The following is a 23,053-nucleotide window of genomic DNA, read 5'->3' as shown; positions in this document are numbered from 1 at the left end:
TCAAAATCCTGTGGGAGCAGGCTTGCCTGCGAAGGCGACACACCATCACCGATCACGACACACAAATCGCCACCAAGTTTGCTGCGCGACAGCGCGGCGTCGAAGGCGGCCCGGTTACTGTGACTTCGCCGCCGTCACCCGCCAGATTTTGTTGCCGACATCGTCGGCCACCAACACCCCGCCATGCTGATCACTGACCACGCCTACCGGACGGCCCTGGGCTTTTTCGTCTGCGGTGAGAAAGCCGGTCAGCAGGTCCACAGGTGTGCCGCTGGGTTTGCCATTGGCGAACGGTATGAATATCACCTTGTAGCCACTGTGGGGTTTGCGGTTCCACGAGCCGTGTTGGCTGACGAACAGGCCATGGGTAAACGGTGCCGGCAGCGATTTTCCATGGGCGAAGGCCATACCCAGCGACGCAGTGTGGGGTCCGACTGCGTAATCCGGCGCGATGGCCTTGGCCACCAAGGCCGGGTTCTGTGGAGAGGCGCGCACATCCACATGCTGGCCGTAGTAGCTGAACGGCCAGCCATAAAAAGCGCCATCCTTCACTGAGGTCACGTAGTCGGGCACCAGATCGCTGCCGATTTCGTCGCGCTCATTGACGGCGGTCCACAGCTTGCCCGTCTGCGGTTCCCAATCCATGCCAACGGGGTTGCGCAGGCCGGAGGCAAAAATTCGGTGCGCGCCCGTCGCGGCATCGACCTCCCAGATCGCGGCACGACCGACTTCCTTGTCCAGGCCGTTCTCACCGACATTGCTGTTGGAGCCAACGGTGACGTACAGCCTTTTACCGTCCTTGCTGGCGATGACGTTCTTGGTCCAGTGGTGATTGATCGCCCCGGCGGGCAGATTCGTCACTACGCTCGGCTTGTCGGTAATCGAGGTTTGCCCGTTTACATAGTGGAAACGCAGCAATTGATCGGTATCAGCGACATATAAATCGTTGCCGACCAAGGCCATACCGAAGGGTGAATTGAGGTTTTCCAGGAATACGGTGCGGGTTTCAGCGACGCCGTCATGGTTTTTGGCGCGCAACAGTGTGATCCGGTTGGCCGACGCTACACTCGCGCCCGCACGGCCCATGACCTTTTTCATGATCCAGCCACGAATGCCCTTTGCGTCATCGGGCTTGGTGGGTGAATTGGTTTCAGCGACCAGTACATCGCCATTAGGCAGTACGTACAACCAGCGTGGGTGATTCAGGTCTTCGGCAAAAGCGGATACCTGGGTGCCTGGCGCCGCGATAGGTTTTGCACCCTGTGCCCAGCCCATGGCAGGGGCGATGTTCACGGTAGGCATCAGGGTCTTGTTCGGCTCCGGCAGCGTCGGTGCCGGGCCGGTGCCGTCTGCCACTTGCAGGGTGGCCATCTCGCCGCAAGCCGCAAGGCCGGCCGCCAGTACAAGCAGCACTGCCAGCTGAGGTCGGAGTGTGAACATGGTGATCTCCATGAAAAACAAAGGGTGCATACCAAGAGATAGAGAAGGTTGAGCCGTTGAGGTTCAACCTTATCTATGGGCACGTTGATAGTTAGCGAGCTTAGTAGATCGCGCGAAAGAGACTCGTATTCAATGTCAGTCCACCGGCGAGGCGCGCTCAGGTAACAGCAGCTTGTCGCCTGGTACGGCATTATTACGTGAAAGCAAACGGCACTTCGATTGACGCTATACCCCCAACCCTCTACCCTTCGCGACGTGTTTCAGGTGCTCTGCAATCGATGATTGGCGGAGTGAAACAGGGAAGCCGGTGAGGGCGCGTCTAGCGACCGATTCCGGCGCTGCCCCCGCAACGGTAAATGAGTCAACGCTGCACATTCAGTCACTGCGTCTTAAATGATGTGGGAAGGCGTGCAGTAGGGCAACGCCCGCTCATGAGTCCGGAGACCGGCCTGATCCATTCAACAGCATCACGGCGGGCGATGCTCTGCGCACGGTTTTTTCTGGCCGTGCTGGCAGTCAATTCTTGTGCCTTCCGTTTGCTTTCGCGTGCCTTGCTCAAACGGAGAGCTGAGATGAACGAATCCCCCGAACGTGACGAACGCCATCTGGCGCGCATGCTGCGTAAAAAAGCCGTGATGGACGAGCGCATTGCCAGCTCGCCGAATGAATGCGGGCTGTTGCTGGTACTGACGGGTAATGGCAAAGGCAAAAGCAGTTCTGCGTTTGGCATGCTCGCCCGCGCCATGGGCCACGGTATGCAGTGTGGCGTCGTGCAGTTCATTAAAGGTCGCAACAGCACGGGCGAAGAGCTGTTCTTCCGTCGCTTCCCTGAGCAGGTGCGTTATCACGTCATGGGCGAAGGCTTTACTTGGGAAACCCAGGACCGCCAGCGCGATATCGCCGCCGCCGAAGCTGCGTGGGAAGTCTCCCGGGAAATGCTGCGCGACCCGAGCATCGGCCTGATCGTGCTCGATGAACTGAACATCGCCCTCAAACACGGCTATCTGGATCTGGAGCAGGTGCTCAGTGATCTGCAAAGCCGTCCACCGATGCAGCATGTGTTGGTGACCGGCCGTGGCGCCAAACCTGAATTGATCGACCTGGCGGACACAGTCTCCGAGATCGCCGTGGTCAAGCATGCCTTCCAGGCGGGTATTCGCGCGCAGAAAGGCATCGAACTATGAGTAGCCCTTCATGAGAGCGCCGCGTCACTGCCCGGCGGTGTTGATCGCCGCGCCAGCGTCTGGCCAAGGCAAGACCACCGTGACTGCCGCACTGGCCCGACTGCACCGCAATCAAGGGCGCAAGGTTCGGGTGTTCAAATGTGGCCCGGACTTTCTCGACCCGATGATTCTCGAGCGTGCCAGTGGCGCACCGGTCTATCAGTTGGACTTGTGGATGGTCGGCGCTGACGAAAGCCGCCGTCTGTTGTGGGAAGCCGCCGGTGAGGCCGATCTGATTCTGATTGAAGGAGTCATGGGTTTGTTCGACGGTACGCCGTCCAGCGCAGACCTGGCGCGCCACTTCGGCGTACCGGTGCTGGGCGTGATCGACGGCACCGCGATGGCCCAGACGTTCGGTGCGTTGGCCTTGGGCCTGGCGCGTTATCAGCCGGACCTGCCGTTTGCCGGGGTATTGGCCAATCGCGTCGGCACCGTGCGCCACGCGCAATTGCTCGAAGGCAGCCTGACTGAGGGCTTGCGCTGGTACGGCGCGTTGTCGCGAGAAACCGGGATCGAATTGCCCAGCCGTCATTTGGGGCTGGTCCAGGCCAGCGAACTGAATGATCTGGACGCACGGCTCGATGCGGCCGCTACGGCCTTGGCCAGTACCTGCGAGGTGTCCTTGCCGCCAGCGGTCGAGTTCGCCGCGCCCGACATCGTCACCGCTGAACCCTTGCTTGAGGGTGTACGCATTGCCGTCGCTCGGGACGAGGCGTTTGCCTTTACCTACGGTGCCAGCCTCGACCTGTTACGAGCCATGGGCGCTGAATTGTCGTTCTTCTCACCGATCCACGACGCGCTCATTCCCGATGCTGACAGCCTTTATCTGCCGGGCGGTTACCCCGAATTGCACCACGTCGCGCTGGGTCAAAACCTGCCGATGCTGGCCGCCATTCGCGCCCATCACGCCGCAGGTAAACCACTGCTGGCTGAGTGCGGCGGCATGCTTTACCTGCTGGATGCCTTGACCGATGTTGACGGTCAGCGTGCGGAGCTGGTGGGGTTGCTGGCGGGCGAAGCGGTGATGCAAAAGCGCTTGGCCGCGCTGGCCTTGCAAGCGGTCGAACTGCCGGAAGGCTTGCTGCGGGGGCACACCTACCACCACTCACTGACCAGCACTGAGTTGCAGCCCATCGCTCGCGGCCTGAGCCCCAACGGTGGGCGCGGTGCCGAGGCGGTCTATCGTGACGGGCGCATGACGGCGTCTTACGTACACTTCTATTTCCCTTCTAACCCTCAAGCGGTTGCGGCGCTTTTCAAACCATGAATGATCTGGCTTTCAGCCCCGACGAACGTGCGGCAGTGTATCGAGCGATTGCCGAGCGTCGCGATATGCGCCACTTCATCGGAGGCAGCGTGGCTCCGGAACTGCTGGCGCGATTGCTGGAGGCCGCGCATCAAGCGCCCAGCGTGGGATTGATGCAGCCATGGCGCTTTATTCGCATCAGCGACCGGTCGCTGCGGGAGAGCATCAAGGCGCAGGTCGAGGCAGAGCGGATTCTTACCGCAGAAGCCTTGGGTGAGCGCTCCAACGATTTCATGAAGCTCAAAGTCGAAGGCATTAACGATTGCGCGGAAGTGCTGGTCGCGGCGCTGATGGATGATCGCGAGCGGCATATTTTTGGCCGCCGCACCTTGCCGGAAATGGACATGGCATCCTTGTCCTGCGCGATTCAAAATTTGTGGCTGGCGGCCCGTGCCGAAGGGCTGGGCATGGGCTGGGTTTCGTTGTTCGAACCGCAAGCGTTGGCTGACCTGTTGGGCATGCCGGAGGGGTCCAAACCGCTGGCGATTCTGTGCCTGGGACCGGTGGCTGAGTTTTACCCGGCACCGATGCTGGTGCTTGAGGGATGGGCGCAGGCGCGTCCGCTGAGTGAATTGCTGTATGAAAATCAGTGGGGAGTGAGTCCATGAGCGTGGCGTTATTGAGCGTCGCCGGGGTCGCGCTGGATGCGCTGCTGGGCGAGCCAAAACGGGCGCACCCGCTGGTGGCGTTTGGGCGCTTTGCCGATCGGATCGAGCAGCGTTTCAATTCGGCTGGGCGTGGCTGGCGCAGTCATGGCGTCACTGCCTGGTTCATCGCAGTCATCCCGTTGACACTGTTGGCGACGCTGTTCAGTTGGCTGCCTTATATAGGTTGGGTAGTGGACGTTCTGGCGCTGTACTGCGCGCTGGGTCTGCGCAGCCTGGGGGAGCATGTCGAGCCGGTGGCGCAAGCCTTGCGCAGCGATGATCTGGACGAAGCGCGACGCCGGGTCAGTTATCTGGTCAGCCGGCAGACCGCGGAGCTGGACTCAACCGAAGTCGCCCGCGCGGCCACCGAGTCAGTCCTGGAAAACGGCAGCGATGCAGTGTTCGCCGCCTTGTTCTGGTTTGTTGTCGCTGGCGTGCCGGGGGTGGTGTTGTATCGTTTGAGCAATACCCTGGATGCCATGTGGGGGTATCGTAATGAACGTTTCGAACGGTTTGGCTGGGCTGCGGCAAAGATCGACGATGTGTTGAATTACATTCCGGCACGGCTGGTGGCGTTGACCTACGCGCTGCTGGGAAAAACCCGATTGGCGCTGCGCTGCTGGCGCTCTCAGGCACCCGGCTGGGACAGCCCGAATGCCGGTCCAGTGATGGCGGCTGGCGCGGGCGCGCTAGGCGTGGAGTTGGGCGGGGCGGCGATCTATCACGGTGAAGTACACCTGCGTCCGCAATTGGGCGAAGGCGTGCCTGCTGATGCTCAGTCGATTGATCGCGGCTGGCAATTGGTTCAGCGCGGGGTGTGGTTGTGGTTGCTGGTTCTGTGCTTGGGGACTGAATTTTATGCTTGAGCACGGCGGTCGCTTGCGCGGTGCGGCATTGCACTACGGCATTGCTGAGGCCGATTGGCTGGACCTGTCCAGTGGTATCGCGCCTTGGCCCTGGCCGATCCCGGAAATTCCGGCGCGGGCCTGGGCGCGTTTGCCGGAAACCGACGACGGTCTGGAGCGGGCGGCCTGTGCTTACTATGGTGCATCCCGCGTGCTACCGGTCCCTGGTTCGCAAGCTGCGATTCAGGCGTTGCCGCGTTTGCGTCGCTCGGGCAAGGTCGGTGTGCTATCGCCGTGTTATGCCGAACATGCCGAAGCTTGGCGTGCCAATGGCTTTCGCGTGCGCGAAGTGTTCGAGCACGAAGTAGATTTTTTCATCGACAGTCTCGACGTGCTGGTGGTGGTCAATCCGAACAACCCCACCGGGCTTAGCATCGCCCCTGAGCGCTTGCTGGAATGGCACGCGCACCTTGCCCAGCGCGGTGGCTGGCTGGTGGTCGATGAAGCGTTTATGGATAACACGCCGCCGTTGAGCCTGAGTGCCGAAACCTGGCGCGTCGGGTTGATCGTGTTGCGTTCGTTCGGCAAGTTCTTCGGGTTGGCGGGTGTGCGTCTGGGCTTCGTCCTTGCCGAGCCTCAGTTGCTCAACTTGCTGGCGCGGCAGATAGGTCCCTGGGCGGTCAGCGGGCCGACGCGAGTGCTGGGGCAAGTGTGCTTGAGCGATGTCGAAGGGCATCGCCTGCAACGCTTGCGCACCGAGCAAGCCAGCCAGCGCCTGGCTGAACTGCTGAGTCGTCATGGCTTGAAACCTCAGGGCGGTTGCGCGCTGTTTCAATGGTTGACGACCCCTCACGCTGCTCGGTTGTATGAGTTCTGTGCTCAGCGCGGGATTCTGTTGCGCCTGTTCTTGAACACCAACAGCCCGCACCACAGCAGCGTGCGCTTCGGTCTGCCGGCGGAAGAAGCCGATTGGCAACGGTTCGAACAAGTCCTCAGCGAATACAGCAAGGAAATACCATGACCACCTTGATGGTGCAGGGTACGACGTCAGACGCCGGTAAAAGCACGCTGGTGACCGCGCTCTGTCGCTGGTTGACCCGTCAGGGCGTTCGCGTGGTGCCTTTCAAACCGCAGAACATGGCGCTCAACAGCGCGGTGACGGCGGACGGTGGCGAGATTGGCCGAGCACAAGCGGTGCAGGCCCAGGCCGCGGGGCTTGAGCCGCACACCGACATGAACCCGGTGTTGCTCAAGCCCAACAGCGACACGGGCGCGCAGGTCATCATCCATGGCCGAGCAGTGACCACCATGAATGCGGTGGCGTATCACGGCTATAAAGAGATCGCGATGCAGGCGGTACTGGCCTCGCATCAACGCTTGAGTGCGGCCTATCCGGTGGTCATGGTCGAAGGCGCCGGATCACCCGCCGAAATCAACCTGCGTGCTGGCGACATTGCCAACATGGGCTTCGCCGAAGCGGTGGATTGCCCCGTGCTGTTGATTGCCGATATCAATCGAGGCGGGGTCTTTGCCCATCTGGTGGGCACCCTGGAACTGCTGTCCCCAAGTGAACAGGCGCGGGTCAAAGGCTTCATCATCAACCGTTTTCGTGGCGATATCGCCCTGCTGCAACCGGGCCTCGACTGGCTGGAAGCGCGCACCGGCAAACCGGTGATCGGCGTGCTGCCGTACGTGATGGATTTGCACCTGGAGGCCGAAGACGGCCTCGATCAGCGCCAGACCGGCAAGGTCGAGCAGGTGTTGAATGTGGTGGTGCCGGTATTGCCGCGCATTAGCAATCACACTGATTTCGACCCGCTGCGCCTGCATCCGCAGGTTAACCTGCAATTTGTCGGCCCTGGTCAGCCGATCCCGTCTGCGGACCTGATTATCCTGCCTGGCTCGAAAAGCGTGCGCAGTGATCTGGCTTTCCTGCGCAACAACGGCTGGGACATCGCCATCGCTCGGCATCTGCGTTATGGCGGCAAGGTAGTGGGTATTTGTGGTGGCCTGCAGATGCTCGGCCAGCAGCTGCATGACCCGCTGGGGCTCGAGGGCGCGCCCGGTTCCAGTGCCGGGTTGGGCTTGCTGGATATAAATACCGTGCTTGAAGAAGAAAAACAGCTGCGCAATGTGCGTGGCCATCTCGCGCTGGAAGGGGCGCCCGTGAGCGGTTACGAAATTCACGCGGGGGTGACCACTGGCGCGGCACTGGAGCATGCCGCCGTGCAGTTGGACGATGGTCGATGCGACGGTGTGCAAAGCGCAGATGGGCAGATTCTCGGCACCTACCTGCATGGCCTGTTCGAGTCGCCGCCAGCGTGTGCTGCATTACTGCGCTGGGCGGGCCTGGAGAATGTGCAGCACGTCGACTACCACGCGCTGCGCGAGCGCGACATCGAGCGACTGGCCGACCTGGTGGAAAACCACCTCGACGGTGCGTTCCTGCGGACCCTGTGTGGTTTGGACAGCGCTGATTTGGAGAGCAACTGACATGCTGCAACTGATTTTAGGCGGCGCTCGTTCGGGCAAAAGTCGATTGGCTGAGCGATTGGCCACCCAAAGCGGCCTTGACGTCATCTATATTGCCACCAGTCAGCCGTTGGATGGCGAAATGAGCCAGCGCGTGGCAATCCATCGTCAACGTCGCCCTGACAGCTGGGGCTTGATTGAAGAACCGCTCGAACTGGCGCGGGTACTGGTCGAGCATGCCAGTGCCGGGCGTTGCCTGTTGGTGGATTGCCTGACCTTATGGCTGACCAATCTGCTGATGCTCGAAGACCTCGAACGCCAGGCGCTTGAGCGCGAGGCACTGTTGACGTGCCTTGCCGGGTTGCCCGGTGAAATTATTTTTGTCAGCAACGAAACCGGGCTGGGCGTCGTGCCTCTCGGGGAACTGACCCGCCGTTACGTCGACGAGGCCGGCTGGCTGCATCAAGCCTTGGCAGAACGTTGTCAGCGTGTGGTGTTGACCGTTGCTGGCCTGCCCTTGACCTTGAAAGGATCCGTAATATGAGCAATTCCTGGTGGCTGAAGCCTGCGCAGGCAATCAATGGTCAGGCGCGTGAAGAGGCCTTGGCACGTCAGCAACAGTTGACCAAACCGGCCGGCTCCCTCGGGCAGTTGGAGCGGGTAGCGGTGCAACTCGCCGGGTTGCAGGGCCGGCTCAAGCCCTGTGTCGACAACCTGTGGATCGCCATTTTTGCGGGCGATCATGGCGTTGTCGCCGAGGGAGTTTCGGCCTTTCCTCAGGAAGTCACCGGGCAAATGCTGCATAACTTCGTGACCGGTGGCGCGGCAATCAGCGTGCTGGCGCGTCAGCTTTCGGCGCAGTTGGAAGTGGTCGATCTGGGCACGGTATCGCCGTTGAGCTTGCCGGGTGTCCGGCATTTGCAATTGGGTGCGGGCACCGCGAACTTCGTCGAAGGACCGGCAATGACCGACGCGCAAGGTTTGCTCGCGCTGGAGGCAGGGCGCGACAGTGTTCGCCGTGCGCTCGCCTCCGGTACAGAACTGTTTATTGGCGGCGAGATGGGCATCGGTAACACCACGGCAGCCAGCGCGCTGGCGTGCGCCTTGCTCGAATGCCCCGCGCAGTTGCTGGTCGGGCCAGGCACGGGTCTCAATGCTGCGGGCGTTACGCACAAGGCGTTGGTTATTGAGCGCGCGTTGGCGTTGCACGCTGAACAGGCGGGCGATCCGCTGTGCAGTTTGTTCTGTTTGGGTGGCTTCGAGATTGCAGCGCTGGTGGGTGCCTATCTCGCCTGTGCTCAGGAAGGCATCGCGGTGCTGGTCGATGGCTTTATTTGCAGCGTCGCCGCATTGGTTGCGGTGCGCTTGAATCCATCGTGTCGCGACTGGCTGTTGTTCGGCCATCGTGGCGCCGAGCCGGGCCATCGGCATGTACTGGAGGCCTTGCAGGCCGAACCCTTGCTCGACCTCGGCTTGCGCCTGGGTGAGGGCAGTGGCGCAGCGTTGGCCGTGCCTTTGTTGCGTCTGGCCTGTGAGCTGCACAATGGGATGGCGACGTTCGCCGAAGCAGCAGTGGCAGACCGCCCGGCATGACCTTGCGCCTGGATCTGCTGCGTCACGGTGAAACCGAGCTGGGCGGTGGCCTACGCGGCAGTCTCGACGACGCTCTGACCGCTGTGGGCTGGGCGCAGATGCGTGCGGCGGTTGCCGAGACTGGCCCTTGGGATCGAATCGTCAGTTCGCCGCTGCAACGCTGCGCCCGCTTTGCCCAAGAGCAGGCTGATCAGTTGGCCCTGCCGCTGCACATGGACGCGGATCTGCAGGAGCTGCATTTCGGTGAGTGGGAAGGGCGCAGCGCTGCGCAACTGATGGAGACCGATGCTGAGAGTCTGGGGCTGTTCTGGGCCAATCCCTATGCGTTCACCCCACCCAAGGCTGAACCGCTGACGGCGTTTTCCGCACGGGTATTGGCGGCGGTCGAGCGTTTGCATCAGGCTTATGCCGGTCAGCGCGTGTTGCTGATCAGTCATGGCGGGGTCATGCGCCTGTTGCTGGCTCAGGCCAGAGGTCTGCCCCGTGAACAGTTGCTTCAGGTTGAAGTCGGGCATGGCGCACTGCTGACGCTTCAGGTCGGCAGTGGTTGCGTGTTGAGCGAATGAACCTGTCGCCCTTCTGGATTGCTCTGCAGTTTCTCAGCAGCCTGCCCATTCGCCTGCCTGGCATGCCGCAGCCGCAAGCATTGGGGCGGTCGTTGTTATTCTATCCGTTGGTAGGGCTGCTGTTCGGGCTACTGCTGATGGGCCTCAACGCACTGTTGAGCGGTACGCCGTCGATGCTGCATGCGGCCTTGTTGTTGACGGCCTGGGTGTTGCTCAGCGGTGGTCTGCACCTGGACGGACTGGCCGACAGCGCTGATGCCTGGCTCGGAGGCTTTGGTGACCGCGAACGCACCCTGAGCATCATGAAAGACCCGCGTAGCGGGCCGATTGCGGTCGTTACCCTGGTGCTGGTGCTGCTGCTTAAATTCTGCGCACTGCTGGCATTGATCGAAAGCCACCAGAGTGTGGCCTTATTGCTGGCCCCATTGATTGGGCGCAGCGCGATGCTTGCCTTGTTTCTTGGCACGCCGTATGTGCGGGCGGGCGGGCTGGGGCAAGCGCTGGCCGATCACCTGCCGCGTACGCTGGGTCAGCAGGTTCTTCTGTCGACCGCTATAGGGTGCGTGTTACTGGCGGGAGCGAGCGGTCTGATCGCTCTGTTGGTGGCCTGTGTTTGCTTTTTCTGGCTGCGTCACCTGATGCTGCGCCGACTTGGCGGCACCACCGGTGATACCGCAGGTGCACTCCTGGAGTTGCTGGAAGTGGCGGTCTTGGTGGTGTTGGCGCTGGTTTGAACCCTGGCAAGCTGCTCACACAGGGTATAGGTGATCGTTGTGGGAGCAGGCTTGCCTGCGAATGGCTTGACGAGGGCTATCTGACGAGCTCCGGTCGATCAGCGCTTTACCGCCAGTGAGGTGCTATTGCGGGTGGCGATTTTGCAGTTGGATGTGTAGCGGCTGATAGAGCCTCTTCGCAGGCAAGCCTGCTCCCACAGTTGATCTACTGCGTCAGAAAAAAATCATTTAAAACCAATGATTTAAAGATTTTTTGATAGGAGCAGGCCTATAACTGCGCGTCCCGCTGCAAAGGCGTCTCGCCAGCCACCCTCTCTGTCTGATTCATTGACAGTCGCTGTGCGTGAAGCGTAATTTTCGGCGGTTGGATTACGGGCCTAATACGCCTACTTGCAGAGTTTGATGAGCGAGCCGGAGAATAAAAATGACATCGGTCTGGCGTACCAGTGGTTGGATTTTGTTGGGGAGTGCGTTGATCCTTGCATTGTCCTTGGGTGTTCGGCATGGCTTCGGTTTGTTTCTGGCGCCCATGAGTGCTCAGTTTGGTTGGGGGCGTGAGGTGTTTGCCTTTGCCATTGCGTTCCAGAACCTGATCTGGGGCCTGGCCCAGCCGTTCGCGGGTGCACTGGCGGATCGCTTCGGTGCGGCAAAAGTAGTGTTTGTCGGCGGGGTTCTTTATGCCTTGGGCCTGGCATGCATGGGCATGGCCGATTCGCCGTTGTCTTTGTCCCTGAGCGCCGGTGTATTGATTGGTCTCGGTCTGTCCGGTACCTCGTTTTCGGTGATTCTGGGTGTGGTCGGTCGGGCGTTGCCGCCCGAGAAACGCAGCATGGGCATGGGCATCGCCAGTGCGGCCGGTTCATTTGGTCAGTTCGCTATGTTACCCGGCTCCCTCGGCCTGATTGGCTGGCTTGGCTGGTCGGGGGCATTGCTGGTGCTGAGCGTGCTGGTGGCGTTGATCCTGCCGTTGGTGGCGATGCTCAAAGACGTGCCGTTGCCATTGACCGGACACGAGCAAACCCTGCGTGAAGCCTTGCATGAAGCCTGCACACACTCGGGTTTCTGGCTCTTGGCCCTAGGGTTTTTTGTCTGCGGTTTTCAGGTGGTCTTCATTGGTGTGCATCTGCCTGCGTACCTGGTCGATCAACACCTGCCAGCCAAAGTCGGCACCACGGTGTTGGCCCTGATCGGTCTGTTCAATATCTTCGGCACCTACACCGCTGGTTGGCTGGGCGGGCGCGTCTCCAAGCCGCGTTTGTTGACCGGTCTGTACCTTATTCGCGCCGTGGTGATTGCCTTGTTCCTGTGGATTCCGCTGAGTGAGACCACGGCCTACCTGTTCGGCGTCGCCATGGGCCTGCTGTGGCTCTCCACTGTGCCGCTGACTAACGGTACGGTCGCCACCTTGTTCGGGGTGCGCAACTTGTCGATGCTCGGTGGTATCGTCTTCCTGTTCCACCAATTGGGTGCCTTCCTGGGTGGCTGGTTGGGTGGCGTGGTGTATGACCGCACGGGGAATTACGATTTGATCTGGCACGTGTCGATCCTGCTCAGCCTGTTGGCTGCCGCCCTGAATTGGCCGGTGCGTGAGCGGCCCGTTGCGCGGTTGCAGGCTCAGGCCGTGGTGCTGTGAACAGCGTCTGGCCATGGCTCGGCGGCATGATCCTTGGTTTTTTGCTGCTGGCGCTGGTGTGGTGGGGCTGGCAGCACGTCGGTTTGGGGGTGCTGCAGTTGGGCATGAGCACCTGCTAAGGAAGCGAATTTTACCTTTCAGACACATTGACCTCTATCAAAGTTGTGGGGTGCCGTCATGACAATTCGCTGGTTGTCGATTCCCGTTTTGCTGCTTGCCATGGGCGGCGCTGCAGTGGCTGCAGAGTGCCCGCCGCTGTTGCAGGGCGAACTGCCCAAGTTGCGCGCCAAAGAGACTATTGACCTGTGCCAGCGCTTTGCGGGCAAGCCGCTGGTGGTGGTAAATACCGCAAGTTTTTGTGGTTTTGCCCCGCAGTTCAAAAGCCTTGAGGCGCTGAATCAACGCTACAAGGGGCAGGGTCTGGAAGTGATCGGCGTGCCCTCCAATGACTTCAAGCAGGAGTCAAAGGACGGTGCGGAAACCGCCAAGGTCTGCTACGTCAATTACGGCGTTACCTTCACCATGACCGAGCCACAGCAGGTCAAAGGCCCGAATGCCACCCATCTGTTCAAGGTGCTGGCCGAGCAGAGCAGCGAGCCGCGCTGGAATTTCTATAAGTACGTGATTGACCGTCAAGGCCACGTGATCGCCCATTTTTCCAGCCTGACCAAACCAGATGATTCCGCCTTCATTGCGGCGGTTGAGAAGGCCATTACGTCCAAACCCTGACCACGTGGGCCTTAACTCGCGACCATGAAAAAGCCCTGCATCCGTCACGGATGCAGGGCTTTTTCGTATTCGGCTGCGAGCCTTTCAGCCCGCCGCGAACGGGCTCATCAGAAGCGGTAGGTCACAGACGTACCGAAACCGTTGGCGCTGTTGCTGTAGGTCGAGCTGTAGGCGCCCTTGGTCGGGCTCGCCAGATTGACCTTGACGTCTTCTTCCTTGAGGTAGGAATAAGCCAGGTCGATGGTCACGTTGTCTGTCGGGCTGTAACCAGCACCGAAGCTGATGGCCATGCGGTCGCCAGTCGGAATGCGTGGGGAGCGGTCGGTGTTGTTGGTGGGCGACTGGTCAACCGAGAAGCCGGTACGCAAGACCCACTGCTTGTTGAGCTTGTAGGCAGCACCGATGGCGTGCGCCCAGGTGTCATGCCAGTTCTGTTCTTCAACGATAGTGCCGAGTGGTCCTGCACCGCCGCCCAATTGCGGCTGGACACCGCTGTTTTTTACGGTGATGTCTTGCAGGCGGCTCCAGCGGGTGTAGGTGCTACCGGCGTAAAGGGTCCAGTCGTCGTTCAAGTCATAGGTAACCGACAAGTCTGCAGATTCAGGCGTATTGAGGTCGAGTGCTGCGTCGTACTTGCTGCCACTGAAGGGACCAAAGCCCGGGCCGTCGATCGTGGTGTTGCCCTCGAGCTTGTAGGTGACCATCGAGTGGTAGGTCAGGCCAACACGAGCACGGTCAGTGACCTGAGCCAGAATGCCGATGTTGTAACCCAGGGCGGTATCGTTGCCTTTGACCTTGACCTCGCCGTCAGGGCCCATGCCAGCCGGGGTTATTGTCGGGGTGGCTGAGGTCAGTTGACCGTCGATGCGGTTGATGGTCGGACCGAAACCAATGGAAATTTTATCGTTGAAGGCATAGCTGATGGTCGGCTGCAAAGTGACGACTTTTACGTCGCTCTTTTTAGCGAAGTAACGCCCTGCGAAGCCGCTTTCATATTGAGTGACTAGGCCGAAGGGGGAGTAAATGCCAACACCGACCGCCCAGTGATCATCGATTGGCTTGACGTAGTAGCCCATAGGTACGGCGATGAGCGGCACCATATCGCCTTTTTCGGTGCCACCAAAAGTGCTATGCCCGTTACGAATATCGGTGCTCGCATCGAGAACGGCAGCACCGAGACTGATTTGTTCACTCTTGAGGCGCGACATGCCAGCAGGGTTGCCAAATACAGTGCTTGCATCATCGGCAGATGAAGAGCGCCCCGCGAAACCAGTGCCCATACCACTGATGCTCTGCTCGTTGACTGCAAAGCCTGAAGCGAGAAGTTGAGTAGATACCATGCCAATGGCGAGGCTAAGTGTGGTCTTGAGCATTACTTTTTTCATTATTAGAACTCCGTGTTGATCACCGAGCGGAAATTACCAACATTTTCGCCTAAGCGCCATAGCTGGAATTACGCGAGATAGAGCGTTTTTGTAGGACAATCCGCTAAAATGCGTCGATCTGCAGTGATCTTGCAATTTTACAGAGTCGTCAGAAAGCTTAATGAAGTGGGGTGACGCAGGATTGCCATGCCGTTGTAAAGTCGCGTAAACGACCTTGCGGCTGGAAAGTTTGACGCCAGATTCTGGCCATGCCCAGCACGTCGTCTTCAGCAGGCAAGGGCTTGCCTTGCGCTTCGATCAACAGCCAGGCGATGGCGGTGGCATAACGCAGATTGACTGTAAGTTCCAAATGCGGCCCCTTGAGAAATGCGTGCTGACTGGCTAAACCGCGAACCAGGCTGGCTCGGTCCGGGTCTCGTGCCAGGTAGTCATCCCATAGATGCTGGTGGCGAATTTCTGTGATGCGGTACAACCCATGAGCTCGACGGCTGTCCAGAGCGTCGCCAAGGGCCGACTGGCTGGCGGCGACACCGAGCAACAAGGATTCTGCAGTAGAGCAATAACTCCCGAGATAAATCAGCGTAGGGCGGATCACGTAGCGGCACAGTTCACTGGCGGCGATTCCCATAAAGCACTCGTGACATCCCCTGAAAAACAATTATGGCCAGCGAGCCTATTGCGTGTGGCAGCAGTGAATCGGATCAGGCTCGCCGGAAGCAGCCAAGGCTGCTTGAGTTGAAGTCTAGTGTCATATCTCGGACGTAAAGGACTGTTTTTAAAATATTTGTGCCTGCGGATTCTGGCTTATATACCCCTTAGTGCTTAGCTCATGTCCAATATTCAGGTAACAAAGGATCAAAAATTGAGGCTGAAAGCGGCGTAAAAGAATAGCGGACTACGCCTGCGCAGCAAATCGCGGGCAATAAAAAACCTCGCTTGCAAGGGCGAGGTTTTTAAGTGAACGCTTCAGCCTGCGGCTGGTTTCAGGTCAGGCAACCAGTGCCTGGCGTGTACGTTCGATCACGGCTTGCAGCGGTTCGGCGCTGGAATACTGATCGGGGTACAGGCGTTCGCTGTGACGAGCGATGCCGTGTTCGTTGACGATGGTGAAGCTGAAGCAGCCTTTGCGAGCGGCCATGATCAGGCAATTCATTGGTGCGAATGCGCTGGTTAGGGTGCGAATGGCATCCTGAGTTTGGATATGAGTAGTCATAGTTATGGGTGTTTCCTACAAACGACACGGCATAAGACCGTGCAAAAATTAAAACGTTCCAGTAAAACGCGGGCCAGTGCAAAGCATGGCGGGGCGAAGAACCTGACTGGAACAAAGCAGACAGTTTGAAGCGCGCTTTATCGTATGGCGCTCGGGCTGGCCGGTAGGTACTTAGGAGGGCAGGCAACACAACAAGGGCAAAGGTTCGAGGCCCGGGGTGAAGTTCCTGATCAATCTGCAGGTTGGTTGAGTCAGAGCACGGGAGCTTCGCAACACCCTTCCCGTCATTGAGGAAGGCCGTGTGTCGAGTTCATGCCTGGAAACCATCGAGGTGGTCGATCCCGTGTGGTCAGCAACACTTTCACATTGGAAAAGCGCTTGCCGGGGGACTGTTTCGACCAGAATTGACTTTCAGCTTGGTACTAACGGCGGTCATGATAGCGGACCGAGAGTGAGATGGGAAGCCAGCTAATCAATTTAATTGCAGAGGGGCCGGCGACCGGTTTGGAGAGGGGGTAATGTCGTTTGCGGGGGGGTATGGAAATGTTCCATCGAAACGAGGGTGGCGTTATAACCGTCAGTGATTGAGTTGTACACATTGGCGCGGCAACCTGTTATGCCACTGTTGCATCCGTCCCTAAGGGCTTGATTTTTTGCGGTGAATTATTAAGTCAATGAAAAATATCGTTTTTTTTCATTGGTGAAAAAAGCGTCAGTTTGAACGCAGGCCCCATTCTATAGGCGTTTGCGAGGGTTCAAGGTGGGTTGTCCACTGAGTTATCCACAGCTTCTGTGGATTGTCCCGAGCGCTTGCTCTAGCCCGCGGGTGCAGCAAAAATTGTAGAGAAATTCGCAAAATTCACTGCGGAAATGATCGTTTATTAGCAGCACCGCTATTACCTTTTGGAATTAATCCGTTCTGATGAGTGCGCCGGCTGTCGCCGTGACGGACCGTTCTAAGCATAATGCGCAGCCAATATGCCCCTCAGTGCATATGACGTCATGACACCTGGAGTTTTTATGGCATTGGACCTGACCAGCCTGCTGCTTGGTCTTGGCGCCGCAGCATTGCCGTTGTTGGCCCTGGCCTGGCAGCTGCAGCGGCGGCTGGCGCAGCAACACGCTGATGTCGCGTTGCTCGATGAGCGCCTGAGTACTGCGCAGTTGGCGCAATACGGTCTTAACGCCCAGCTCGATGCCGGTCGCGATGAAATCAGTGACCTGAGCCACGCCAATGCGGCCAAACAGGCGGACCTTGCGGCGCTGCGCCGGGAAGTTGAACTGTTGCGCCAGGAGCGCGACAGTGCCCACGACGCCGCTCAAGGCTGGACCCTGGAGCGCGCTAGCAAAGAAGCCGAACTGCGCCGTCTAGACGCGCACTGTGCGTCGCTGGGCGCCGAATTGCGCGAGCAGCAGGAAAGCCACCAGCAGCGCCTGAGCGATCTGCAAGGTTCGCGTGACGAATTGCGTGCGCAGTTCGCGGAATTGGCCGGGAAGATCTTCGATGAGCGCGAACAGCGCTTCGCCGAGACGAGCCAACAGCAACTAGGTCAATTGCTCAATCCGCTGAAAGAGCGGATTCAGTCCTTCGAAAAACGCGTTGAAGAAAGCTATCAGCAGGAAGCCCGCGAACGCTTCTCGTTGGGCAAAGAGCTGGAGCGTCTGCAGCAGCTCAACCAGCGGTTGAGCGATGAAGCCACCAACCTGACGCGCGCACTCAAGGGCCAGAAGACCCAAGGCAATTGGGGGGAGTTGATTCTTGAGCGGGTGCTTGAGCATGCAGGGCTGGAAAAAGGGCGTGAGTACCAGACACAGGTCAGCCTCAAAGGCCCGGATGGCGAGCGCTTTCAGCCCGACGTGTTGATTATGTTGCCCGGCGACAAGCAAGTGGTGGTCGATGCCAAGGTCAGTCTGACCGCTTACCAGCAGTACGTTAGCGCCGATGATGAAGTCATTGGTCAAGCCGCGTTGAAGCAGCATGTGCTGTCCTTGCGCAACCATGTCAAAGGCCTGTCTGGCAAGGATTACAAACGACTCGAAGGCTTGCACAGTCTGGACTTTGTGTTGCTGTTCGTGCCCATCGAAGCAGCTTTTTCCGCCGCGTTGCAAGCGGAGCCAAACCTGTTTCAGGAGGCATTCGATCGCAACATCGTGATCGTCAGCCCGACCACGTTGCTCGCTACCTTGCGGGTGATCGACAGCCTGTGGAAGCAGGAACGCCAGAGCCAGAACGCGCGGGAAATCGCCGAGCGAGCAGGCTGGCTGTATGACAAATTCGTACTGTTTATTCAGGATCTGGACGAAGTTGGCAACCGCCTGCAACAACTGGACAAAGCCTACGGGGCAGCCCGTAACAAGCTGACAGAAGGGCGCGGCAACCTGGTTAGCCGCAGCGAGCAACTCAAACTACTGGGTGCCCGCGCCAGTAAAAATCTGCCCCCAGACCTGCTCGAAAGGGCCATGACCGATGATGACGGGTTGGTGCAGTTGCCTGAGTAAGCAGGGTAAAACGCGTTGACGCCTTCGCAGGCAAGCCTGCCACAGGGTATATGTGATCTCTGTGGGAGCAGGCTTGCCTGCGAAGACAATCTCTCTGTCTTATCGATTCTTTTAAGCAGCCCAAGGTCGCTTTTGCACCACATTTTTCGACCGATTGATCAATAATCGACAACATTTCGCCGTTCTGGATCTGCCATGTTCTGCCTGCAATACCTTCGCTCATGAGTACGCTGCGTAAAAGTGCCGATGCCTTCGCCCTGCAAGTCATGCTGGGTCTGTGCCTGATTTGGGGCGTGCAACAAGTGCTCATTAAATGGGCTGCGCCGGATATCGCGCCCATCATGCAGGCTGCCGGGCGTTCCGGTATTGCCGCGCTGCTGGTGGGCAGCCTCATGGTCTGGCACGGCGGTCTGCGACACATGGGCAGTACCTGGCGCGGCGGCCTGCTCGCCGGTGCCTTGTTTGCATTGGAGTTCCTGTTTATCTCCGAGGGTCTGCAATTGACCTCGGCGGCACACATGTCGGTGTTTCTTTACACTGCTCCCGTGTTCACCGCGTTGGGTCTGCATTGGCTGCTGCCCAGCGAGCGCCTGCGGACTTTGCAGTGGATGGGTATCTTTCTCTCGTTCGTGGGTATCGCTACTGCCTTTGTTGGCGGCCTGTCGTTGAGTGGCATGGACCGCAACATGCTGATGGGCGACGCATTGGGTGTTCTTGCCGGCATGGCCTGGGGCGCGACCACCGTGGTGGTGCGAGCATCGCGGCTGTCCGAAGCGCCTGTGACGTTGACCTTGTTCTATCAACTGATTGTCGGTTTTGTCGCCTTGCTGCTGATTGCCGTCGGCGATGGTGAGGTCAGTCATGTCACCCTGACACCCGTCGCGGTGGCCAGCGTGTTGTTTCAGGCGCTGGTGGTTTCTTTCTTCAGTTATTTGGTCTGGTTCTGGCTGCTACGTCGCTACCTGGCGTCCAACATGGCTGTGTTCTCATTTATGACACCCCTGTTTGGCGTGACGTTCGGCGTGCTGCTGCTGAGTGAACCGCTGAGCTTCAACTTCGTAATCGGGGCAGTGTTGGTGTTGTTGGGGATCACGCTGGTCAGTGGCGAACAGTGGATACGCCGGCGTTTTCGCCCCAGGGATTGATGACCCATTGATCGGAAATCACGGGCTCGCCTCTCTGCGATAGGTCCGCAGGCAGAGAAACGACGAGCGTTGTGTTAAATGAGGTTATATGTCACAAATTCTTTTCCGCGATACTCTGTAGCAGGCGTAAAGTAAGACACGGCACTATGATGAATAAGACGCGGCTAGCAGATGTCAGTCGCCGAGTATTTCCCTGAAGGGGGGCGTGATGAACAGTAAATTGCAAGAATGGCTCCATGACCTCGGAGTTGCCCTAGGCCTGATCGAACGGCCAAAACTCCAGCCCATTCCTATTCGCACTGACGATGAACGGCGGCGTCCGCGTCGGTAAGTTATCGATTATTTCATCATCGCAGTGCTTCATCTGCAGGCATTAAAAAGGCCCGGTGCTGCTGTTGACTAAATCAACCGCAGCACCAGGCCGAAACACTCTCTCTGCCTATATCGCTACCCTTCCCGCCAGGTTAAAACCGAGGCTTGACCGTTTTCCAGTCAGGCTTGTAGCGGGCCATCTGTTTCACATCGTCTCTTTGGCGAATACCGCAGGTCAGAAACTGCTCATGCAGTTTGCCCAGTTGATCGCGATCCAGCTCCAGGCCCAGCCCCGGCGCACGGGTGATTTTCACGCAGCCGTTGACGATGGGGATCTTGCCGCCCTTGATCACCTCTTCGTCGGCTTCTTGCCATGGGTAGTGGGTGTCGCAGGCGTAATCCAGATTCGGCACCGCAGCCGCCACATGGGCCATCGCCATCAGGCTGATGCCCAAGTGTGAGTTGGAGTGCATGGAGACGCCCAGTCCGAACGTGTCACACATCTTAGCCAGCGTTTGCGTGTCGCGCAGGCCACCCCAGTAATGGTGGTCGGCGAGCACGATCTGCACGCTGTTCAGCGCAATGCTACGGCGGAATTCGTCGAAATCCGTGACCACCATATTGGTTGCCAGCGGCAGGCCAGTCCGTTTGTGTAGCTCGGACATGCCGTCCAGCCCCGGCGTAGGGTCCTCGTAATATTGCAAATCATCGCCGAGCAGTTCGGCCATGCGAATCGCAGTTTCCAGCGACCAGTTGCCGTTGGGGTCGATGCGCAATGGGCAGTTCGGGAAGGCCTTTTTCAGCGCCTTGATGCAGGCCACTTCATGTTCCGGCGCGAGGGTGCCCGCCTTGAGTTTGATGCTCTGGAAGCCGTAGTCATCGATCATGCGTCGCGCCTGGGCAACGATCTGCTCGGCGCTCAGGGCTTCGCCCCAGGCGTCGGGTGTGTAGGGCGAGTCGATGTGTTCGGCATACTTGAAGAACAAGTAGGCGCTGAAGGGGATCTCGTCACGCACCGCGCCACCCAGCAAGTCCACCAGAGGCACATTCAGGTAATGCGCCTGCAGATCGAGGAAGGCGACTTCGAAGGCCGAATACGCGTTGCTCACGGCCTTACTGGCGTGGGAACCAGGTGCCAGTTCAGCGCCAGCGATGCTCACTGGTGTGTGCGCGGCCACTGTGGCCTGGACGATGGCCCGCAACTGGTTGAGGTTGAACGGGTCCAGGCCGATCAATTGATCCTTGAGCTGTTGCTGGATTGCCAGCGCAGGCGCATCACCATAGCTTTCGCCGAGGCCGATGTAGCCGTTATCGCTTTCGATTTCGATGATTGAGCGCAGTGCGTAGGGTTCATGAATGCCACTGGCATTGAGCAGCGGCGGGTCTCTGAAAGCGATGGGGGTTACGGTGACTCGTTTGATTTTCAAGATGGGCAGCTCCCGGTGGCTTGGGTCTAATTCAGCGGTGATCAGTGGGCGAGAACGGGTTTGGATGGCGTCTGGCTATACAGGCTCCCCGGTTTGTCGCCCTTGGGTTTGGTGCGTGCGAAGAAAATCACGATGGCTGCCACCAGAGACGTTATTGCCAGCGCGTACATACCGCCTTCGATAGAGCCGGTTTTTTGTTCCAGGAAGCCAAACGTGGTCGGCGCGACGAATCCACCCAGATTACCCACAGAGTTGATCAAGGCGATCACTGCTGCGGCGATGCGCGCATCCAGATAACCCTGTGGAATTGGCCAGAACAACGCGGAGGCAGCCTTGAAGCCGATCGCCGCGAAGCAGATGGCGATAAAGGCAAAGATCGGCCCGCCCGTGGTGGACATGAACATGCCGAACGCGGCAATCACCAGCGTTAGCGCGACCCAGGCCTGCTGATGTTTGAACTTGCTGGCCAGCGCGGCGAAGCCGTACATGGCGACGATGGATATCAGCCACGGCACGGAGTTGAAAAGTCCAACCTCGAAGTCGCCCAGGTTACCCATTTTCTTGATCATGCTCGGCAGCCAGAAGGTGGCGCCGTAGATGGTCAAGGCGATAGAGAAGTAGATGAAGCAGAACACCGCGATCTGCCGGTCGGCCAATAGCTTGAACATCGACGGACGCACCGTCTGTTCGGATTCGCGTTCGCGTTGCTCTGTATCGATGGCCTCAACCAGTGCGTCCTGTTCGGCGCGGCTCAGCCATTTGGCGTCATGCGGGTGGGAATCGAGCCAGAACCAGCAGAAGCCGCAGAGTACGATGGAGGCGAAACCTTCAATCAGGAACATCCACTGCCAGCCATGCAGGCTCATCCCGCTGATGTTGAGCAGGGCGCCCGAGATCGGCCCGGAAATCACCGAGGCGATGGCCGAACCGCTGAGAAAGATCGCCATGGCCTTGCCACGCTCGGCAGAAGGCAGCCATTTGGTGAAGTAATAAATGATGCCAGGGAAGAATCCGGCTTCAGCCGCGCCGAGTAAAAAGCGCAGGACATAGAAACTGGTTTCGCTCTTCACGAAGGCCATGGACATCGCCACCACGCCCCAGGTCAGCATGATCCGCGTCAGCCAGGCTCTGGCGCCGTATCGCTGCAGCAGGATGTTCGACGGTACTTCGAACAGCGCATAGCCGATGAAGAACAAGCCAGCGCCCAGGCCGTAAGCGGCAGCGCCAATGCCCAGATCGGTTTCCATGTGGGTGCGGACGAAACCGATGTTCACTCGGTCGATGTAATTGACGATAAACATCACCACGAACAGCGGCAGGATGTGGCGCTTGACCTTGGCGACAGTGGCGAACAAGGTGGCGGCTAGCTGGGGATCGGGAATGGGGGTGGTGTCGGGGGGCGTGTTCACAGGTGCATCTCCACTTGCTTGTTTTTATTGTGGGTGCTTGATACTTATTGTCAGTCATCGTATGAGTATGGTTTTTATTCTGCAATGGTGATTTTTACCAGGGGTAGGGTCGGGTAAACGTGGAGGATTAGCTCACGGGAAGATCATGAGTTGTACGATATTGGGTTGCGTAGGGGGAGGGGTTCAGTCATTTGTGCTCAGCACCAGAATCACGTCCACCAGAATTTGCAGGGTCAGGTGCTCCGGCACTCTGTAAATACGGTCTTTGATGCGGGTGGGGAAAATGATGCCGAAATCGAACTCCAGTTGGTCAAGTAAATCCTCGACTTCGATATCCTCCAACGCCAAATCTTTGAGCGTCGCGTTTTCGTGTATCTCGGATTTATCGACCAGCATGACGCCCAAGGTGTTGTAGACGCGTTGCTGAATGTCTTGCCGCTCCATAAAAGCCCCTGTTTATGCGATGTACAGAGAG

23 protein-coding genes and 1 riboswitch are annotated in these 23,053 nt (G+C 58.8%); of the genes, 16 read left to right on the top strand and 7 right to left on the bottom strand.

The genetic code is table 11. The annotated features are described in order from the left end of the window. Window positions 1–114 precede the first annotated feature (114 nt). Window positions 115–1,440, bottom strand: coding sequence for a PQQ-dependent sugar dehydrogenase (locus tag AC1ME2_RS07330; RefSeq protein ID WP_480440105.1), 1,326 nt, complete (start codon window positions 1,438–1,440; stop codon window positions 115–117). Window positions 1,441–1,685: 245 nt separating this feature from the next. Next, window positions 1,686–1,907, top strand: a riboswitch (cobalamin riboswitch). Window positions 1,908–2,012: 105 nt separating this feature from the next. On the opposite strand from AC1ME2_RS07330, the gene cobO reads away from it, so the two are divergent. The 13 genes from cobO to AC1ME2_RS07265 all read left to right on the top strand — a co-directional run bounded on the left by cobO (window position 2,013) and on the right by AC1ME2_RS07265 (window position 13,188). Then, on the top strand, window positions 2,013–2,624 hold the full coding sequence (gene cobO, locus AC1ME2_RS07325) for a cob(I)yrinic acid a,c-diamide adenosyltransferase (protein ID WP_330200354.1): 612 nt from the start codon (window positions 2,013–2,015) through the stop codon (window positions 2,622–2,624). Between the two features lie 10 nt (window positions 2,625–2,634). Continuing rightward, window positions 2,635–3,930 (top strand): cobyrinic acid a,c-diamide synthase CobB, encoded by a 1,296-nt coding sequence (locus AC1ME2_RS07320; protein ID WP_480440104.1) that lies wholly within the window; start codon window positions 2,635–2,637, stop codon window positions 3,928–3,930. Continuing rightward, window positions 3,927–4,577, top strand: coding sequence for a 5,6-dimethylbenzimidazole synthase (gene bluB / locus AC1ME2_RS07315; RefSeq protein ID WP_480440103.1), 651 nt, complete (start codon window positions 3,927–3,929; stop codon window positions 4,575–4,577). The genes AC1ME2_RS07320 and bluB overlap by 4 nt, the downstream gene beginning before the upstream one ends. Next, entirely contained in the window at window positions 4,574–5,482 is a 909-nt protein-coding gene (gene cbiB, locus AC1ME2_RS07310; protein WP_480440102.1) for an adenosylcobinamide-phosphate synthase CbiB, read from the top strand. Before bluB ends, cbiB begins: the two co-directional genes overlap by 4 nt. Further along, complete coding sequence (cobD, locus tag AC1ME2_RS07305; RefSeq protein ID WP_480440101.1) at window positions 5,475–6,482, top strand: threonine-phosphate decarboxylase CobD; 1,008 nt, start codon at window positions 5,475–5,477, stop codon at window positions 6,480–6,482. Before cbiB ends, cobD begins: the two co-directional genes overlap by 8 nt. Next, window positions 6,479–7,954, top strand: coding sequence for a cobyric acid synthase (locus tag AC1ME2_RS07300; protein WP_480440100.1), 1,476 nt, complete (start codon window positions 6,479–6,481; stop codon window positions 7,952–7,954). Before cobD ends, AC1ME2_RS07300 begins: the two co-directional genes overlap by 4 nt. A 1-nt stretch (window position 7,955) precedes the next feature. After that, the gene (gene cobU, locus AC1ME2_RS07295; protein ID WP_480440099.1) at window positions 7,956–8,477 is read left to right on the top strand and encodes a bifunctional adenosylcobinamide kinase/adenosylcobinamide-phosphate guanylyltransferase; all 522 of its coding nucleotides are present in this window, start codon (window positions 7,956–7,958) and stop codon (window positions 8,475–8,477) included. Further along, a complete protein-coding gene (gene cobT, locus AC1ME2_RS07290; protein ID WP_480440098.1) occupies window positions 8,474–9,526 on the top strand; it encodes a nicotinate-nucleotide--dimethylbenzimidazole phosphoribosyltransferase in 1,053 nt (350 codons plus the stop codon). Before cobU ends, cobT begins: the two co-directional genes overlap by 4 nt. After that, window positions 9,523–10,092, top strand: coding sequence for an alpha-ribazole phosphatase family protein (gene cobC, locus AC1ME2_RS07285; protein ID WP_480440097.1), 570 nt, complete (start codon window positions 9,523–9,525; stop codon window positions 10,090–10,092). The genes cobT and cobC overlap by 4 nt, the downstream gene beginning before the upstream one ends. Window positions 10,093–10,094: 2 nt before the next feature. Then, entirely contained in the window at window positions 10,095–10,826 is a 732-nt protein-coding gene (locus AC1ME2_RS07280) for an adenosylcobinamide-GDP ribazoletransferase (protein ID WP_480442044.1), read from the top strand. Between the two features lie 424 nt (window positions 10,827–11,250). Next, window positions 11,251–12,459 carry an MFS transporter gene (locus AC1ME2_RS07275; protein WP_480440096.1) on the top strand — a complete coding sequence of 403 codons (1,209 nt, stop codon included), beginning with the start codon at window positions 11,251–11,253 and terminating at the stop codon, window positions 12,457–12,459. Beyond that, window positions 12,456–12,578: a hypothetical protein gene (locus AC1ME2_RS07270; RefSeq protein ID WP_480442423.1), complete on the top strand. Its 123-nt coding sequence runs from the start codon at window positions 12,456–12,458 to the stop codon at window positions 12,576–12,578. Before AC1ME2_RS07275 ends, AC1ME2_RS07270 begins: the two co-directional genes overlap by 4 nt. Window positions 12,579–12,636: 58 nt before the next feature. Beyond that, a complete protein-coding gene (locus AC1ME2_RS07265) occupies window positions 12,637–13,188 on the top strand; it encodes a glutathione peroxidase (protein ID WP_480440095.1) in 552 nt (183 codons plus the stop codon). A gap of 107 nt (window positions 13,189–13,295) precedes the next feature. Here the strand turns inward: AC1ME2_RS07265 and AC1ME2_RS07260 are convergent, their stop codons facing one another. The 3 genes from AC1ME2_RS07260 to AC1ME2_RS07250 all read right to left on the bottom strand — a co-directional run bounded on the left by AC1ME2_RS07260 (window position 13,296) and on the right by AC1ME2_RS07250 (window position 15,786). Beyond that, complete coding sequence (locus tag AC1ME2_RS07260; RefSeq protein WP_480440094.1) at window positions 13,296–14,573, bottom strand: OmpP1/FadL family transporter; 1,278 nt, start codon at window positions 14,571–14,573, stop codon at window positions 13,296–13,298. 157 nt (window positions 14,574–14,730) lie between these two features. Beyond that, window positions 14,731–15,201: a hypothetical protein gene (locus AC1ME2_RS07255; RefSeq protein ID WP_480440093.1), complete on the bottom strand. Its 471-nt coding sequence runs from the start codon at window positions 15,199–15,201 to the stop codon at window positions 14,731–14,733. Between the two features lie 360 nt (window positions 15,202–15,561). After that, a complete protein-coding gene (locus AC1ME2_RS07250; RefSeq protein WP_322181053.1) occupies window positions 15,562–15,786 on the bottom strand; it encodes a hypothetical protein in 225 nt (74 codons plus the stop codon). Between the two features lie 1,134 nt (window positions 15,787–16,920). Between AC1ME2_RS07250 and AC1ME2_RS07245 the strand changes: the two genes are divergently transcribed. From AC1ME2_RS07245 to AC1ME2_RS07235, 3 genes are all read left to right on the top strand, one after another. Further along, entirely contained in the window at window positions 16,921–18,285 is a 1,365-nt protein-coding gene (locus tag AC1ME2_RS07245; RefSeq protein ID WP_480442043.1) for a DNA recombination protein RmuC, read from the top strand. Between the two features lie 221 nt (window positions 18,286–18,506). Then, complete coding sequence (locus AC1ME2_RS07240; RefSeq protein WP_480440092.1) at window positions 18,507–19,430, top strand: DMT family transporter; 924 nt, start codon at window positions 18,507–18,509, stop codon at window positions 19,428–19,430. Window positions 19,431–19,638: 208 nt separating this feature from the next. Next, window positions 19,639–19,761 carry a PA1414 family protein gene (locus AC1ME2_RS07235; protein ID WP_306823067.1) on the top strand — a complete coding sequence of 41 codons (123 nt, stop codon included), beginning with the start codon at window positions 19,639–19,641 and terminating at the stop codon, window positions 19,759–19,761. Window positions 19,762–19,894: 133 nt separating this feature from the next. Here AC1ME2_RS07235 and AC1ME2_RS07230 read toward each other — a convergent pair whose 3' ends face one another. The 3 genes from AC1ME2_RS07230 to AC1ME2_RS07220 all read right to left on the bottom strand — a co-directional run bounded on the left by AC1ME2_RS07230 (window position 19,895) and on the right by AC1ME2_RS07220 (window position 23,022). Then, a complete protein-coding gene (locus AC1ME2_RS07230; RefSeq protein WP_480440091.1) occupies window positions 19,895–21,169 on the bottom strand; it encodes a glucarate dehydratase family protein in 1,275 nt (424 codons plus the stop codon). A 41-nt stretch (window positions 21,170–21,210) separates the two neighbouring features. Further along, window positions 21,211–22,470, bottom strand: coding sequence for an MFS transporter (locus AC1ME2_RS07225; RefSeq protein WP_480442041.1), 1,260 nt, complete (start codon window positions 22,468–22,470; stop codon window positions 21,211–21,213). Between the two features lie 291 nt (window positions 22,471–22,761). Continuing rightward, window positions 22,762–23,022 (bottom strand): hypothetical protein, encoded by a 261-nt coding sequence (locus AC1ME2_RS07220; protein ID WP_480440090.1) that lies wholly within the window; start codon window positions 23,020–23,022, stop codon window positions 22,762–22,764. Between the last annotated feature and the right edge of the window lie 31 nt (window positions 23,023–23,053).

This window comes from Pseudomonas sp. ASL9, from assembly GCF_056680335.1.
Note: the sequence above shows the minus strand (reverse complement) of the source record. Positions and strands in the feature narration are given on the sequence as shown.

Bases quoted from the DNA above. Each gene is read 5' to 3' on its own strand.
- AC1ME2_RS07265 (WP_480440095.1), top strand. From the start codon at position 12,637: ATGACAATTCGCTGGTTGTCGATTCCCGTTTTGCTGCTTGCCATGGGC.
- AC1ME2_RS07220 (WP_480440090.1), bottom strand. From the start codon at position 23,022: ATGGAGCGGCAAGACATTCAGCAACGCGTCTACAACACCTTGGGCGTC.
- AC1ME2_RS07275 (WP_480440096.1), top strand. From the start codon at position 11,251: ATGACATCGGTCTGGCGTACCAGTGGTTGGATTTTGTTGGGGAGTGCG.
- cobD (WP_480440101.1), top strand. From the start codon at position 5,475: ATGCTTGAGCACGGCGGTCGCTTGCGCGGTGCGGCATTGCACTACGGC.
- cobT (WP_480440098.1), top strand. From the start codon at position 8,474: ATGAGCAATTCCTGGTGGCTGAAGCCTGCGCAGGCAATCAATGGTCAG.
- AC1ME2_RS07330 (WP_480440105.1), bottom strand. From the start codon at position 1,440: ATGTTCACACTCCGACCTCAGCTGGCAGTGCTGCTTGTACTGGCGGCC.
- cbiB (WP_480440102.1), top strand. From the start codon at position 4,574: ATGAGCGTGGCGTTATTGAGCGTCGCCGGGGTCGCGCTGGATGCGCTG.
- AC1ME2_RS07255 (WP_480440093.1), bottom strand. From the start codon at position 15,201: ATGGGAATCGCCGCCAGTGAACTGTGCCGCTACGTGATCCGCCCTACG.
- cobU (WP_480440099.1), top strand. From the start codon at position 7,956: ATGCTGCAACTGATTTTAGGCGGCGCTCGTTCGGGCAAAAGTCGATTG.
- AC1ME2_RS07235 (WP_306823067.1), top strand. From the start codon at position 19,639: ATGAACAGTAAATTGCAAGAATGGCTCCATGACCTCGGAGTTGCCCTA.
- AC1ME2_RS07300 (WP_480440100.1), top strand. From the start codon at position 6,479: ATGACCACCTTGATGGTGCAGGGTACGACGTCAGACGCCGGTAAAAGC.
- AC1ME2_RS07240 (WP_480440092.1), top strand. From the start codon at position 18,507: ATGAGTACGCTGCGTAAAAGTGCCGATGCCTTCGCCCTGCAAGTCATG.
- AC1ME2_RS07260 (WP_480440094.1), bottom strand. From the start codon at position 14,573: ATGAAAAAAGTAATGCTCAAGACCACACTTAGCCTCGCCATTGGCATG.
- bluB (WP_480440103.1), top strand. From the start codon at position 3,927: ATGAATGATCTGGCTTTCAGCCCCGACGAACGTGCGGCAGTGTATCGA.
- AC1ME2_RS07225 (WP_480442041.1), bottom strand. From the start codon at position 22,470: ATGTTTATCGTCAATTACATCGACCGAGTGAACATCGGTTTCGTCCGC.
- cobC (WP_480440097.1), top strand. From the start codon at position 9,523: ATGACCTTGCGCCTGGATCTGCTGCGTCACGGTGAAACCGAGCTGGGC.
- cobO (WP_330200354.1), top strand. From the start codon at position 2,013: ATGAACGAATCCCCCGAACGTGACGAACGCCATCTGGCGCGCATGCTG.
- AC1ME2_RS07250 (WP_322181053.1), bottom strand. From the start codon at position 15,786: ATGACTACTCATATCCAAACTCAGGATGCCATTCGCACCCTAACCAGC.
- AC1ME2_RS07320 (WP_480440104.1), top strand. From the start codon at position 2,635: ATGAGAGCGCCGCGTCACTGCCCGGCGGTGTTGATCGCCGCGCCAGCG.